Origin of the sequence: Pseudomonas sp. WC1 (assembly GCF_050586565.1) — a bacterium.
Lineage (GTDB): Bacteria > Pseudomonadota > Gammaproteobacteria > Pseudomonadales > Pseudomonadaceae > Aquipseudomonas.
Window position 1 is genome coordinate 38802 of sequence record NZ_JBOBDQ010000005.1, and the last position, 13970, is coordinate 52771.

Annotated in this window: 11 protein-coding genes; 7 read left to right on the top strand and 4 right to left on the bottom strand. The window is 63.6% G+C overall.

From position 1 onward, the window contains the following. Positions 1-174 precede the first annotated feature (174 nt). On the top strand, positions 175-1746 hold the full coding sequence (locus ACQ4OD_RS03470) for a TerC family protein (protein ID WP_139671285.1): 1572 nt from the start codon (positions 175-177) through the stop codon (positions 1744-1746). Here the strand turns inward: ACQ4OD_RS03470 and rarD are convergent. Both rarD and ACQ4OD_RS03480 read right to left on the bottom strand, forming a co-directional pair. Further along, complete coding sequence (gene rarD / locus ACQ4OD_RS03475) at positions 1709-2596, bottom strand: EamA family transporter RarD (RefSeq protein WP_430943885.1); 888 nt, start codon at positions 2594-2596, stop codon at positions 1709-1711. The two genes, ACQ4OD_RS03470 and rarD, sit on opposite strands and share 38 nt — an antisense overlap. Positions 2597-2630: 34 nt before the next feature. After that, on the bottom strand, positions 2631-4217 hold the full coding sequence (locus tag ACQ4OD_RS03480; RefSeq protein ID WP_139671279.1) for an EAL domain-containing protein: 1587 nt from the start codon (positions 4215-4217) through the stop codon (positions 2631-2633). Positions 4218-4529: 312 nt separating this feature from the next. Between ACQ4OD_RS03480 and hppD the strand changes: the two genes are divergently transcribed. Then, on the top strand, positions 4530-5606 hold the full coding sequence (gene hppD / locus ACQ4OD_RS03485; RefSeq protein ID WP_023629687.1) for a 4-hydroxyphenylpyruvate dioxygenase: 1077 nt from the start codon (positions 4530-4532) through the stop codon (positions 5604-5606). A gap of 90 nt (positions 5607-5696) precedes the next feature. Here hppD and ACQ4OD_RS03490 read toward each other — a convergent pair whose 3' ends face one another. Next, positions 5697-6386: a type 1 glutamine amidotransferase domain-containing protein gene (locus tag ACQ4OD_RS03490; protein WP_139671276.1), complete on the bottom strand. Its 690-nt coding sequence runs from the start codon at positions 6384-6386 to the stop codon at positions 5697-5699. A 145-nt stretch (positions 6387-6531) separates the two neighbouring features. On the opposite strand from ACQ4OD_RS03490, the gene ACQ4OD_RS03495 reads away from it, so the two are divergent. Both ACQ4OD_RS03495 and ACQ4OD_RS03500 read left to right on the top strand, forming a co-directional pair. Next, on the top strand, positions 6532-6981 hold the full coding sequence (locus tag ACQ4OD_RS03495; RefSeq protein WP_139671273.1) for a nucleoside deaminase: 450 nt from the start codon (positions 6532-6534) through the stop codon (positions 6979-6981). Positions 6982-7054: 73 nt separating this feature from the next. Next, positions 7055-9034: an ATP-binding protein gene (locus tag ACQ4OD_RS03500; protein WP_430943916.1), complete on the top strand. Its 1980-nt coding sequence runs from the start codon at positions 7055-7057 to the stop codon at positions 9032-9034. A gap of 9 nt (positions 9035-9043) precedes the next feature. On the opposite strand, the gene ACQ4OD_RS03505 is transcribed toward ACQ4OD_RS03500, so the two are convergent. Beyond that, entirely contained in the window at positions 9044-10099 is a 1056-nt protein-coding gene (locus tag ACQ4OD_RS03505; RefSeq protein ID WP_139671271.1) for a tetratricopeptide repeat protein, read from the bottom strand. 231 nt (positions 10100-10330) lie between these two features. On the opposite strand from ACQ4OD_RS03505, the gene ACQ4OD_RS03510 reads away from it, so the two are divergent. The 3 genes from ACQ4OD_RS03510 (at position 10331) to tpx (ending at position 13779) form a co-directional block, all read left to right on the top strand. Then, positions 10331-11527 carry an aromatic amino acid transaminase gene (locus ACQ4OD_RS03510; RefSeq protein WP_139671268.1) on the top strand — a complete coding sequence of 399 codons (1197 nt, stop codon included), beginning with the start codon at positions 10331-10333 and terminating at the stop codon, positions 11525-11527. A gap of 304 nt (positions 11528-11831) precedes the next feature. Next, a complete protein-coding gene (locus ACQ4OD_RS03515) occupies positions 11832-13112 on the top strand; it encodes a serine/threonine transporter (protein ID WP_023631759.1) in 1281 nt (426 codons plus the stop codon). 166 nt (positions 13113-13278) lie between these two features. Beyond that, on the top strand, positions 13279-13779 hold the full coding sequence (gene tpx, locus ACQ4OD_RS03520) for a thiol peroxidase (RefSeq protein WP_023631758.1): 501 nt from the start codon (positions 13279-13281) through the stop codon (positions 13777-13779). Positions 13780-13970: the final 191 nt, after the last annotated feature.

The window sequence follows — 13970 nt, forward strand, 5'->3', positions numbered from 1 at the left end:
TTACAGCTTTTGTAATAGTTTTGCGCTATCAGAGAATTCTGCTTCGATTGTAGGATCGTCGTCCCTAATTGTTATCAAGGTCCCTATGAGCACCTTCGCGGAGCCCCCCAGTCCCTGGCCATCCCGGCCTTCCTTCCCCCGTCCTCGTGACGCATCCCCTGTGAGTACCCGCTAATGGAATGGCTAGCCGACCCTACGGCCTGGCTAGGCCTTTTGACGCTTATCGTCCTCGAACTGGTGCTGGGTATCGACAACCTGGTGTTCATCGCCATCCTTGCCGACAAGCTGCCGCCGCACCAGCGCGACCGCGCCCGGGTGATCGGCTTGTCGCTGGCGCTGATCATGCGCCTTGGCCTGCTGGCCAGCATCTCGTGGATGGTGACCCTTACCGCGCCGCTGATCGAGGTGTTCGGCAAGACCTTCTCCGGCCGTGACCTGATCATGCTGTTCGGTGGTGTGTTCCTGTTGTTCAAGGCCACCATGGAACTGCACGAACGCCTCGAGGGCCATGTTGCCCAAAGCGGCGGCGTGACCCGCCATGCCGCGTTCTGGCCGATCGTGGCGCAGATCGTCGTGCTGGATGCGGTGTTCTCGCTGGATGCGGTGATCACCGCCGTGGGCATGGTCGAGCACTTGTCGGTGATGATGATCGCGGTGATCTTCTCCATCGGCATCATGATCGTCGCCAGCAAGCCGTTGACCCGTTTCGTCAACGCCCATCCGACAGTGATCATGCTGTGCCTGGGCTTCCTGATGATGATCGGCTTCAGCCTCACCGCCGAAGGCCTGGGCTTCCATATCCCCAAAGGCTACCTGTATGCGGCCATCGGCTTCTCGTTGCTGATCGAGCTGTTCAACCAGCTGGCCCGTGCCCGCCGCAAACGCAGTGTGCAGCAGCACCGGCCGCTGCGTGAACGCACCGCCCATGCCGTGCTGCGCCTGATGGGCGGGCGCCGGGTGGAGGCTGACGAGGTGGGCGAGGAAATCGCCGACCTGGTCGAGGGTGGCGAAGAACAGGTGGTGTTCGACCGCCGTGAGCGGGTGATGATCAGCGGTGTGCTGAATCTGGCCGAGCGGCCGATCCGCACGGTGATGACGGCCCGCGCCAAGGTCGATGCCATCGACCTGTCGCAGCCGGGCGAAGCCATCACCCAGGCGCTGGTCAACTCGCCGTACTCGCGCCTGCCGCTGATCCGTGACGGCCACATCGAGGAACCGCTGGGCTTCGTGCACAAAAAGGAGCTGCTCAAGGAGCTGCTGTCCGGCAGCCAGCCCGACCTGGAAGCCCTGGCCCGTGCGCCGCTGAACCTGCTGGAGAGCTTCAGCATCCTTAACGCCCTGGAGCAGATGCGCGGGCAGTCGACGCACATCGCCTTCGTGGTCAACGAGTTCGGTGATTTCATCGGTGTGTTGACCATGACCGATATTCTCGAGTCGATTGCCGGCGAACTGCCGGACGCAAGCGAGGTGGAGGGGCCAGGTGTGATCGAGGAGGCGGACGGTTTTGTGGTCAGCGGTGCCTTGAACCTGGCCCAGGTCCAGGCGCGCACCGGCTTTGCCGCCCGTGCCACCGAGGACTACCAGACCCTGGCGGGCCTGGTGATGAGCTTGCTGGACCGCTTGCCGGTGGTGGGTGATCACCTGGCCTGGAATGGCTGGAGCATGACCGTGGTGGCGGTGGAGGAGCGCCGGGTCCGCCAGGTACGCCTTACACCGAACGCCGACGCTGGCGCAGCAGGTGCTTGAAGCCCTCAAGCACCAGTACCAGCACGGCGGCCCAGATTGGCAGGTAGGTGAGCCACTGGTCGGGGCCGATGGTCTCGCCCAGTAGCAGGGCCACGCCTACCAGCAACACCGGCTCGACGTAGCTGAGCAGGCCGAACAGGCTGAACGGTAGCAGGCGGCTGGCCAGCACGTAGGCGATCAGGGCGCAGGCGCTGATCGCCCCGAGCAGCGGGATCAGGCCGTACAAGCCTGGATACTCGGCCAGATCGGTTGCCGACAGCGGGCCCTGGATGACGAAGTACAGGGCCCAGGGCAGTAACAGGCACATGTCGCACCACAGGCCGCCCAGGTGGTCGGTGCGGCAACGCCGCCGCAGGACGAAGTAGATCGGGTAGCCGATCATCACCAGCAGGGTTTCCCAGGCAAAACTGCCGTGCTGGTACAGCTCGTGACCAACCCCCAGCGCGGCAAAGCTCACCGCGACCTTCTGCAGGCGCGACAGGCGCTCGCCATAGACCACGCGCCCGGTCAGCACCATGGCCAACGGCAACAGGAAGTAGCCCATCGATACCTCCAGGCTGCGTCCGTGCAGCGGCGCCCAGAGGAACAGCCACAACTGCACGCCCATCAACCACGAGGTGCCGACCATGCCGAGCAACAGCAACGGCGTGCGGCGCACCCGGCCGAGCAGCTCGCCGACCCGCTTCCAGTCCCTGGATGCCAGCATGAACAGCGTCAGGCAGGGCAGGGTCAGCAGGGTCCGCCAGCCGAAGATCTCCTCGCCGTCCAGGGGCTTGAGGAAGGAGGTATAGAAATACATCACGGCGAACAGACAGGACGCCATGACCGACGAAATAATGCCTTTTGACACGAGTGCCTCGGAAAACGGGAAGTGAGCGGGTGGATCAGCCGCGCATGATCTCAGGGGCACTGTCTTGCGGCAACTGCGGGCTGCCCGGGCGGGCGGCCAGGGCCAGCAGCAGCTCGCTGGCGGGCATGGGGCGGGCGAACAGGTAACCCTGCTGGAAGTCCACGCCATGGCGAGCCAGGTAGTCGCGCTGCACTTCGGTTTCCACGCCTTCGGCGACGATGCCCAGGGCCAGCTTGGCCGACAGTTCGATGATGGTGTCGAGAATGTGCTGCGACAGGGCGTCACCGCCGATCATCGCGACGAAACTCTGGTCGATCTTCAGGTAGTCGACGTTGAACTGGCGCAGGTAATTGAGGCTGGATTGGCCTGTGCCGAAGTCGTCCAGGGCGATCATAACGCCCATGGCGTGCAATTTCTCGAACAGGTCAAGGGTTACCGGAGTGGGTTCGATCAGCTTGCGCTCGGTCAGTTCCAGGGTCAGTACCACCCGCCCGGGGGGGAAGTGCTGGAGGAAGGTCTGGCAGTCGTCGAGCAGGCCCAGGTCGCGGCAGTGGTCGGCGGTGATGTTGATGCCGATGTGAAAACCGTCTTCGAGCAACGCCGCATGCGGTGCCAGGGCCTGGGCCGTGTGCAGCATCAAGCCGCGGGTCATGGCGACGATCTGGCCGCTGTGCTCGGCGTAGGGGATGAACAGGTCGGGGCGCACCAGCCCTTCGCGGGGGTGCTGCCAGCGCATCAGCACTTCGACCCCGGCCCAGCGGTAATCGCCCTTGCGCACCACTGGCTGGAAGTAGGGCAGGAACTCGCCGGCCTCCAATGCCCTGGCCAGTTCGACGCGGGGCGAGCTGGCGCGGCGGATCTGCCAGCGACAGGCGCCTCCGGCCACCGCCCCAAGCACCAGCAGCAGGCTCAACAGCGCAGGATAGCGTGAACGCATCAGCTCGCCGGGCTTGTCGGGGCCAAAGCCGCCGTGCACGCTGAACGGGTAGTGTGTGGAAGAGAACGTCACCGGCGCGCTGGCTGCAACCGGCGGCGTGCCGGCCCGCACCCGGCCGTCGGCGCCCATCCAGTGGTTGCCGACCTGCACTTGCAACTGGCCGTCCTTACCGATCAGGCGCAGGGCCGTGAGCAGGTGGCGGCCATCGACCGTGGCGATCGCCCCCTTGTCACCCTGGCTGGCGCGATAGGCCAGCAGCGGTTGGCCTGGTGTGACGGAGTTGCCGTCCATCAGCCACAACTGACCGTCGGTATAGTTGCTGGCGTCGACCGGCTCGTCGAAATCACCAAACAACGAGGTGCAGTACAGGGTGTCACGATCGAACAGATTGGTGGAACGCACGAAAGCATTGCGCGTGACTTCTATGCGCAACGCCAATTGCGCCTGTTCGCAGGGCTGGCCGGCCTTGGGCAGCAGGTGGTGTGCCGTGCTGGACAAGCTGTCGAGTACCGCCTCTATATGGACCACCACTTCGCGAGCCGTGACGCGACTGTCGGCGTCCAGCTCCTGTTCGATCTGCCAGCGCGTCAACGCCAGCCCGCACAGTAGCGGCAAGACACCGATCAGCCAGGGCAGCAGCGCGCGCCAGCTCCAGCGGGCAGGGCGTTTGGTGTTCAAGGGCATGCGCGGGTGGACCTTCTGCAAGGCGGTAGGTGATGCAGAGAATAGCCGTTTGTCGGAACAACCTGCGAACTAAAGCGCGACAAACAAATTTACGCACTGTAGAATCGGGTTACGAATACAACAATAAGGTTCTCCGCCTCTCGGGGAATCAAGCCCGCCGAGAATGGGTCTATATGACATACCATGGGTTCAAGCTGATCATTGGTGACTTCCTGGCCCGCAGCGTGCGCGGGATCCCGTGCTCACCACCACGCCATCTCCACATCGAAAGCCTGTAATCAACCGTTTTTCGCTGCAGATGAGGAAAAGAACATGGCAGATATCTTCGAAAACCCGATGGGCCTGGAAGGCTTCGAATTCATCGAGCTCGCCTCGCCGACCCCTGGCGTGCTGGAGCCGGTATTCCAGATTCTCGGTTTCACCAAGGTGGCTACCCACCGCTCCAAGAATGTGCACCTGTATCGCCAGGGCGGCATCAACCTGATCCTCAACAACGAACCCAAGAGCGCCGCCTCGTACTTCGCGGCCGAGCATGGTCCTTCGGTGTGCGGCATGGCATTCCGCGTGCGCAACGCCCATGAAGCCTATGCCCGCGCCCTGGAACTGGGTGCCCAGCCGGTAGAGATCGAGACCGGCCCGATGGAGCTGCGCCTGCCGGCGATCAAGGGTATCGGCGGCGCGCCACTGTACCTGATCGACCGTTACGAAGAAGGCAGCTCGATCTACGACATCGACTTCAAGTTCATCGAAGGCGTGGACCGCAACCCGGTCGGCGCGGGCCTGAAGATCATCGACCACCTCACCCACAACGTCTATCGCGGGCGCATGGCCTACTGGGCCGGCTTCTACGAGAAGCTGTTCAACTTCCGCGAGATCCGTTACTTCGACATCAAGGGCGAGTACACCGGCCTGACCTCCAAGGCCATGACCGCGCCAGACGGCATGATCCGCATCCCGCTCAACGAGGAGTCGTCCAAAGGGGCGGGGCAGATCGAAGAGTTCCTGATGCAGTTCAACGGCGAGGGCATCCAGCACGTGGCCTTCCTCACCGACGACCTGCTCAAGACCTGGGACGCGCTCAAGGGCTTCGGCATGCGTTTCATGACCGCGCCGCCGCAGACCTACTACGAGATGCTCGAGGAGCGCCTGCCAGGGCATGGCGAGCCGGTCGATCAGTTGCAGGCCCGCGGCATCCTGCTGGACGGCGCCTCCGAGGCTGGCGACAAGCGCCTGCTGCTGCAGATTTTCTCGGAGACCCTGCTGGGCCCGGTGTTCTTCGAGTTCATCCAGCGCAAGGGTGACGACGGCTTCGGTGAAGGCAACTTCAAGGCGCTGTTCGAGTCGATCGAGCGTGACCAGGTGCGTCGTGGCGTGCTGAGCACCGAGTAATCGGTCGAGCACACACTCGCGGGGCAAGCCCGCTCCCGCGCCGGAAGGTGGCGGGAGCGGACTTGCCCCGCGTTGCGTTGTGGCGAACGTCTATTGCTGCCTGTTCAGGTAACCGATCACCGCTTGGGCTACCTCGGCGCTGGAGGCCGGATTCTGTCCGGTGATCAAGCTGCCGTCCTCCACCACATAAGCTGCCCACGGGTCGTCTGCCTTGCTGTACTCGCCACCGCGAGCGCCCAGTTCGTTCTCGGTGAGGAAGGGCACTACCTTGTCCAGCTCAACCAGTTTTTCCTCGGTATTGGAAAAGCCGGTAACCCTGCGCCCCTTGAGCAGCAAGCTGTTGTCGCTGAGCTTGATATTGAGCAGGCCCACCACCCCATGGCACACCGCGGCGACCGCGCCGCCGCGCTCATGGATGCGCCGTGCCAGTTCCTGCAAAGGCTGGTTTTCGGGAAAGTCCCACATCACGCCGTGGCCACCGGTGTAGTAGATCGCGCTGTACTGGTCGGCCTTGACCTGGCCGGGGCTCAAGGTGGCGCCAAGGCGGTTCATGAACGCTTTGTCGTTGTACCATTGCCAGTCCAGGTCAGGCGCCATCTGCAGGCTGTGTGGGTCGATCGGTACATAGCCGCCCGCCGGGCTGACATAGTCGACGGTAAATCCGGCTTTTTGCACTGCGTCGACAAAGTGCACGGCCTCGCCCAGCCACAATCCTGTGGCGCGGTTGATATCGGGGTACTTGGCGGTATTGGTCAGCACGACCAGGAGCTTCTTGTTCATTTGCGCATGCCCGTCGAATCCATGGGAAAACGTTTGGCCAGCAAGATCAAAAGCCATTTGAGCATAGCCCCCGCCACGCAATGCGCCATGGGCACGGGCGCTGTGCTAGGCTGCTGCAAAAGTGGACGCACTACCGGGAGACGCCATGGAACAGGACACTTCCAGATTTATGCAAGCCGCCATCGACGAGGCCCGCAAGGGGCTCGAGGAAGGCGGCATTCCGATCGGCTCGGTACTGGTGCACGAGGGCAGGATCATCGGCCGTGGCCACAATCGCCGCGTACAGCAGGGCAGCGCCATCCTGCATGGTGAAATGGATGCACTGGAGAATGCCGGCCGACAGCCGGCCCGGGTTTACCAGCAGGCCACCCTCTATACCACCTTGTCGCCCTGTGCCATGTGCAGTGGCGCAATCCTGCTGTATGGCATCAAGCATGTGATTATCGGCGAGAACTTCACCTTCATGGGCGAAGAGCAGTTGCTCGGCGACCGGGGCGTGCGTCTGGAGGTGCATGACGATGAAACCTGCAAGGCGCTGATGCGCCAGTTCATCGAAGACAACCCAGAACTGTGGAACGAAGATATTGGCCACTGACCTGACCACCCGGGGCGCGGAGGTCCAGGTCATTCATCTGGCACCGCCATCATCCTCTCTGGTCGAGGAGGGCATGCCCATCGCCGGCTTTGACTGGAGCGCGACGCCTTTGGGGGCGTTGACCTCCTGGCCGCCCACCCTGCGGATCGCCGTCGACATGGTACTGATGTCACCGTTTCCCTGTGCGTTGGTCTGGGGGGCGGCCCTGACAGTCATACACAACGATGCCTACCAGGCCCTGCTGGGCGGTGCTGTCGACCACCAGGGGCGTGCCTTCGACGCGCTCTGGGAGCAATCCTGGGAGAGCATGGGGGCAACCGTCTTCAAGGTGTTGCAGGGGCAGGGTAGCCTGATCGAGGATGCCCCATTGCTGGTGAATCGAGAGGGTATCGCGGCGACCGCGTGGGTCACTGGCTGCTTCTCGCCCATCCGCGACGATCAGGGCGTGGTTGCCGGATTCCTCCACGCGCTGATAGAGACCACTGCCAGTGTCGGGGCCAGCCACGAATGGCGCGAGCTGGCGCAGTCCTTCGAAGCGCGCCTGGTGCAGTACCTGGCCGATCCAGAACATACCTGGCAGTTGTCGCCCGATGTGATGCTGATGCTCGAGGCCGATCTGCGCGTGCGCACAGCCAACCCTGCCTGGGATCGGCTTCTGGGCTGGGGTGAGGCAGCGCAGTTGCAAGTCACCCTGCCCGAGTTGTTCCATCCCGCGGACCGTACCGAAGCGCAGCTGGCGCTGATGGCGCTTGTCCAGGGGCGCGGCGCGCCGCCCTTCGAGGGGCGGGTTCGCCATAGCGACGGCCATTACTGCTGGTTCCGTTGGGTCGGCAACGCTAATCAGGCATTGCCGACGCTGGTGGGGAGGGACATCACCGAGGACCGCAATGCGGTCCAGCGCCTGGCCGAGGCGGCAGTGCGCGACAGCCAGCGCATGGAGGGTGTTGTAAAGGTGGCGGGCGGGTTGGCGCACGAAATGAACAACGTACTGTCCGGCGTCGGTAGCAGCCTGGAATTGCTCGAGCGACGCCTCGCCCAAGGGCGGATGGACCGCGTGGAAGAGTATGTGCGGATGGCCCGGGAATGCGCCCAGCGAGCCATCGGCTTGACCCAGAACCTGCTGGCCTTTGCGCGTAGCCAACCCTTGGCGCCCAATCCACTGAACATCAACCACCTGCTGCAGGACGCGGAGCCGATACTGCGTCAGACCCTGGGCTATGAGATAGACCTGAACATGCAGCTGGATGTGGCGCCCTGGCCTTTACAGGTCGACCCGGATACGTTGCGCAACGCCCTCCTGCATCTGTGCAGCAACGCACGCGATGCCTGCCTGGGCAAGGGCAGGCTGACGATCCGCACCGCCAACGAACGGATGGCACTGCCCTGCGAGGGGGCGGCAGCCTTGCTGCCGGGGGACTATGTCATGCTGCAGGTCGAGGACGATGGCCATGGCATGAGTCGCGAGGACCTGGCAAGGGTATTTGAACCGTTCTTTACCACCAAGCCCCTGGGGCAGGGGGCAGGCCTGGGGCTGCCAATGGTGCATGGCTTCGTGCAGCAGTCGGGCGGCCAGATGTGGATCGAGTCGACGATCGACCAGGGTACCCGGGTCGTGATGATGTTCCCACGCTACCAGGGAATATTGCCGGAGAGTCCCGCTCGGGATGCACTGCCGCGACAGGTCCAGGGTGAACGATTGTTGCTGGTCGATGATGAAGAAAACCTGCGTGGCCTGATAGAGGAGGCGCTGGTCGATTGTGGCTTCGAGGTGTGTGCTGTGCCCGATGCCAACAGCGCGCTGGGGCAGTTCAGGCATGCAGGGCCGTTTGATCTGGTGATCACCGATATCGGTCTGCCGGGGGGCTTCAGCGGCCGCCAGGTGGCCAAGGCGCTGCGCATGATCGAGCCCGAACAGAAGATCCTGTTCATCACTGGCTTCACCGCCGATCCGGTGGAGCAGGCCCTGCTCGACCAGCCGGGCACGGCATTGATGTTCAAGCCGTTCTCGCTGCAGAAGCTGGTGGTGCAGATTCAGCACATGCTGCAGGCCTGAGGCCGGCGATCACAGCCCCTGCTGCAGGAAAGGGTCGTCCGGGTTCTGCCGCTCCAGCTCGGCCAGCAGGACCTGGACATTCTGCAATTGGCCGGTTTCCTTCCAGTACTCGATCAGCAGTACCCGCACCCGGCGATTGGCCGGTTGACGGTTGAGCACGGTTTCCAGCTGCTTTTGCGCGGCATCGAGCTGTTCCAGCTGGTGCAGGGTGATGGCCAGGGTGTAGCGATAATCGTTGTTTTCCGGTTCCAGCTCGACAGCCCGCGAGAGGGCGAGCAGGGCGTATTCCTGCTGCTCATGGCGGGTCAGCCACAGGCCCAGTTCGTATTGCAGGAACGCCGAGTCCGGGCGCAGTGCCAGGGCCTTGGCGAGCACCTCGCGGGAGGCGTCGTGCTGGCCCTGTTGCTCCAGCAGGCGGACCTGGGTGGCCAGGGTGTCCAGGCCTTCAGGGGCCAAGGCCAGGCTGCGCTGCAGGGCCCGGGAGGCTGCTTCGTAGGCTTGTTCATGCATGTATAGCCGGGCCAGGTGCAGCTGGGCGGCGGCGTCGTCGGGCTGTTGTTCCAGGGTCTGCTCGTACTGCTCCAGGGTATCCTGCAAGGGGCCGAAGTACAGGCCGATGGCGTCGGGGTCGAGACCTAGCAGGGCGTCCACCGTGGCGAAGCGCACGCTTTGCTCGTCATCTTCCAGCAATGGACCCAGCACCAGGCTGCGCTGGGCCGCCGGCAACAGCCGGCGGATACTGGTGATAGCGGCGCGGCGTACCAGCGGGTCGGCGTGCTCAAGGTCCTGGCTGGCCAGTTTCAACGCCTGTGGCGAGGGGTAGTTGGGCAGTTCGGCATGCAGCGCGGCGCGACGGATGGGGGGCAGGTCGTCGCGTTGCAACTGCTGGTACAACACCCGCGCAGCGCCCGGCAGGCCATCGTGTGCCTGGCGCAGGGCCTTGGCGTAGCTGTGGGGCGGCAGGCTGGGCGGTGCGGGCTGGCGGTCACGCCACAGGTAACCGATCGCCGCGGGCAGCACGAGTAACAGCAACAGGGCGATCAGGAGAGGGCGACGTCTGGGCATCTCGCGGTCCGGGGTGGCATTACGGCAGAGCTTGGGGCAGGCAGGTGGCAAATGCAACGACCAGGGTGCGATCCTGGGGCCGCGCCGCGGGGCAAAATCCGTGTGCTGCGGGTTCGGCCTTGCTAACCTGCAGGGTCTCCTTGCACATCGGTGATGTTCCTCGTGGCGCTCTGCGGTTATCCTCGCCTGAGCCTTTCCTGAACTGTCCTGATCTCCAAGGAGCTGCACGCTGTGTTCAAACATGTCGATGCCTATGCCGGCGACCCGATCCTCTCGCTGATGGAAACCTTCAAGGCCGACCCGCGCGCCGCCAAGGTCAACCTGAGTATCGGTCTGTACTACGACGAAGCCGGCGTGGTGCCGCAGCTGGCGGCGGTGGCTGAGGTGGAGAAACGCCTGGCCGGCCAGCCCCATGAAGCCTCGCTGTACCTGCCGATGGAAGGCCTGGCCGCTTACCGCCAGGCGATCCAGGCGTTGCTGTTCGGCGCCGAGCACCCGGCCGTCGCCGCTGGTCGCGTGGCCACCGTGCAGACCGTCGGCGGCTCGGGCGCGCTGAAAGTCGGTGCCGACTTCCTCAAGCGTTACTTCCCAGGCTCCGAGGTCTGGGTGAGCAATCCGACCTGGGACAACCACCGGGCAATCTTCGAAGGTGCGGGCTTCAAGGTGCACACCTACCCGTACTTCGACCCGGACACCCGTGGCGTCGACTTCGCCGGCATGCTGGCCAGCCTGCAGGCCTTGCCGCAGAACAGCGTGGTCCTGCTGCATCCGTGCTGCCACAACCCCACCGGCGTTGACCTGGACCAGCAGCAGTGGCAACAGGTGGTCGAAGTGGTCAAGGCGCGCCAGTTGATCCCCTTCCTCGATATCGCCTACCAGGGCTTCGGCGAAGGCCTGGTCGAAGACGCTTATGCGATCCGCGAAATGGCGCGTGCCGGCGTGCCTTGCCTGGTCAGCAACTCGTTCTCGAAGATCTTCTCGCTGTACGGCGAGCGGGTAGGGGGCTTGTCGGTGGTCTGCGACGATGCCGCCACCGCTTCCAGCGTGCTTGGCCAGCTCAAGGCCACCGTGCGCCGCAACTACTCCAGCCCTCCCGCTTTCGGCGCCCAGCTGGTGGCCGGCGTGCTGGGTGACGCCGCGCTCAACGCCCAATGGGCCGCGGAAGTTGAAGCAATGCGCAAGCGCATCCTCGACATGCGCCAGGGGCTGGTCGACCTGCTCGGCGAGTTGCTGCCAGGCCAGGACTTCCAGTTCTTCCTGCGCCAGCGCGGCATGTTCAGCTATACCGGCTTCAGCGTGGAACAGGTGCGTCGCCTGCGTGACGAGTTCGGCGTGTACCTGATCGACAGTGGTCGGGTGTGCATGTCCGGCCTGCGCCCGGCCAACCTGCGCCAGGTGGCCGAGGCGTTTGCCGCCGTTCAGCGGTAACCTGCCTGGGGCCGCTTTGCGGCCCTTTCGCCGGCGCCGGCTCCCACCCCTATCGCCTGCATTGCCTCTTTGAGTCCCTGTGAGGTCCGGCTTGCGGTGGCGACAAACCGCGGCGAAAGGGCTGCGTAGCCCCATCCAGCACAACCTGCTTGTAAAGACAAGTGCAACCGTCCCTCGGGCGGGGCTTCCCCAAGTGCAACCTTTGCATGCACAATCGCGCCCCTCTTCCCCGGTTGAGTTGGGCGAATCGTCTATTTCGCCATTCTCAGCCTGTTGCAGTCTTGCGAGTGGAGCTTCACCCGGAATGAATGAGCAGGCCCCAAGCGTTGAACAACGCTTTGTAGAATCGACCCCCGCCACCCTCGGTAGCTGGTCGCGTCAAGACACCACCTGGATGCTGGGCCTGTTCGGCACGGCCATCGGCGCCGGAACCCTGTTCCTGCCCATCAACGCCGGCCTTGGCGGTTTCTGGCCGCTGCTGGTCCTGGCCTTGCTGGCCTTCCCCATGACCTACTTCGCCCACCGCGGGCTGACCCGTTTCGTGCTCTCGGGCAGCAAGGGCGGCGATATCACCGACGTGGTCGAGGAGCATTTCGGCATCACCGCCGGTGCGCTGATCACTGTCCTGTACTTCTTCGCCATCTTCCCGATCCTGCTGATCTACAGCGTGGCGCTGACCAACACCGTCAGCAGCTTCATGGAGCACCAACTGCATATCGCGCCGCCGCCGCGGGCGATCCTGTCGTTCGTGCTGATCCTCGGCCTGCTGGCGATCGTGCGCTGCGGCGAACAGGCCACGGTCAAGGTCATGAGCCTGCTGGTGTACCCGTTCATCGTCGCCCTGGCGCTGCTGGCCCTGTACCTGGTGCCGCACTGGACCGGTGGTATCCTCGACACCGCCACCCAGGTGCCGTCCGGCTCGGCTTTCCTGCACACCGTGTGGCTGGCCATTCCGGTGATGGTGTTCTCGTTCAACCATTCGCCGATCATCTCGGCCTTTGCCGTTGATCAGAAGCGTCGCTACGCCGAGCACGCCGACGAGCGCAGTGGTCAGATCCTGCGCCGCGCCCATCTGCTGATGGTACTGATGGTGCTGTTCTTCGTGTTCAGCTGCGTGCTGACCTTGAGCAGCGCCCAGTTGGCTGAAGCCAAGGCGCAGAACCTGTCGATCCTGTCCTACCTGGCCAACCACTTCGAGCAGCCGGCCATCGCTTTCGCCGCGCCGCTGATCGCCTTCATCGCCATCGCCAAGTCGTTCCTGGGCCACTACATCGGTGCCAGCGAAGGCCTCAAGGGCATGATCGTCAAGACCGGCATGCGTCCGGGCGCCAAGGCCCTGGACCGCATCGTTGCCGCGCTGATGCTGGTGGTGTGCTGGATCGTCGCCACCCTCAATCCGAGCATCCTCGGCATGATCGAATCCCTCGGCGGCCCGATCATCGCGGTACTGCTGTTCCTGATGCCGATGTACGCCATCCGCCGGGTGCCATCGATGCGCAAGTACAGTGGTGCGCTGTCCAACGTGTTTGTGGTGGTGGTCGGCCTGGTGGCCTTGACTTCGGTGGTGTACGGCCTGCTGGCCTGATACGTCGTTCAAAGCAGTGTGCCCGGATGGTTTGTCGCGATCCGGGCACTTTTTTGTCCACAGGAATTGTCAGGCAATACAACAATTTCATGTTTGCTTATAGGCACTTGCGCGGCTTCATGCTTAACTCGAGGTCTTTTTCCAAACCCGCATAAGGATTTCCGCCATGGCTCAAGTGACTCTCAAAGGCAACCCGGTTCAAGTCAAAGGCGAACTGCCGAAAGCTGGTGCCCAGGCACCTGCCTTCTCCCTGGTGGCTGGCAACCTGGCCGATACGTCGTTGAAGGACTTCGCCGGCAAGCGCAAGGTGCTGAACATTTTCCCAAGCGTCGACACCCCGACCTGCGCCACCTCCGTGCGCAAGTTCAACGCCCAGGCCAATGACGTGGCCAACACCGTGGTGCTGTGCATCTCCGCCGACCTGCCGTTCGCCCAGGCGCGCTTCTGCGGTGCTGAAGGCCTGGAGAACGTGAAGAACCTGTCGACCCTGCGTGGCCGCGAGTTCCTGGAAAACTACGGCGTGGCCATCGCCGATGGTCCGCTGGCCGGCCTGGCCGCCCGCGCCGTGGTGGTGCTTGACGAAAACGACAAGGTGCTGCACAGCGAGCTGGTGGGCGAAATCGCCGACGAGCCGAACTACGAGGCGGCGCTGGCTGTCTTGAAGTAAGTGTTCGCCGGCTTGCCGGCGAACCAGGTAACACCCGGTAACGGCCTGGACCCTGTTCCAGGCCGTTTTCATTTAAAGTTCACGCCTTTGCCAACGTCAGCCGAAGGTAAAGCACTGGTAAAGCCCCTTTGCTAAAACGATGCCAGTGCTTATCGTTCACGCTCTCCACGCCGTCATTCTCTGAACAAGGT

Coding starts and splice junctions, on each gene's coding strand:
- hppD (WP_023629687.1), top strand. CDS start 4,530: ATGGCAGATATCTTCGAAAACCCGATGGGCCTGGAAGGCTTCGAATTC.
- ACQ4OD_RS03490 (WP_139671276.1), bottom strand. CDS start 6,386: ATGAACAAGAAGCTCCTGGTCGTGCTGACCAATACCGCCAAGTACCCC.
- ACQ4OD_RS03495 (WP_139671273.1), top strand. CDS start 6,532: ATGGAACAGGACACTTCCAGATTTATGCAAGCCGCCATCGACGAGGCC.
- ACQ4OD_RS03470 (WP_139671285.1), top strand. CDS start 175: ATGGAATGGCTAGCCGACCCTACGGCCTGGCTAGGCCTTTTGACGCTT.
- ACQ4OD_RS03515 (WP_023631759.1), top strand. CDS start 11,832: ATGAATGAGCAGGCCCCAAGCGTTGAACAACGCTTTGTAGAATCGACC.
- ACQ4OD_RS03500 (WP_430943916.1), top strand. CDS start 7,055: ATGCCCATCGCCGGCTTTGACTGGAGCGCGACGCCTTTGGGGGCGTTG.
- ACQ4OD_RS03505 (WP_139671271.1), bottom strand. CDS start 10,099: ATGCCCAGACGTCGCCCTCTCCTGATCGCCCTGTTGCTGTTACTCGTG.
- tpx (WP_023631758.1), top strand. CDS start 13,279: ATGGCTCAAGTGACTCTCAAAGGCAACCCGGTTCAAGTCAAAGGCGAA.
- ACQ4OD_RS03480 (WP_139671279.1), bottom strand. CDS start 4,217: ATGCCCTTGAACACCAAACGCCCTGCCCGCTGGAGCTGGCGCGCGCTG.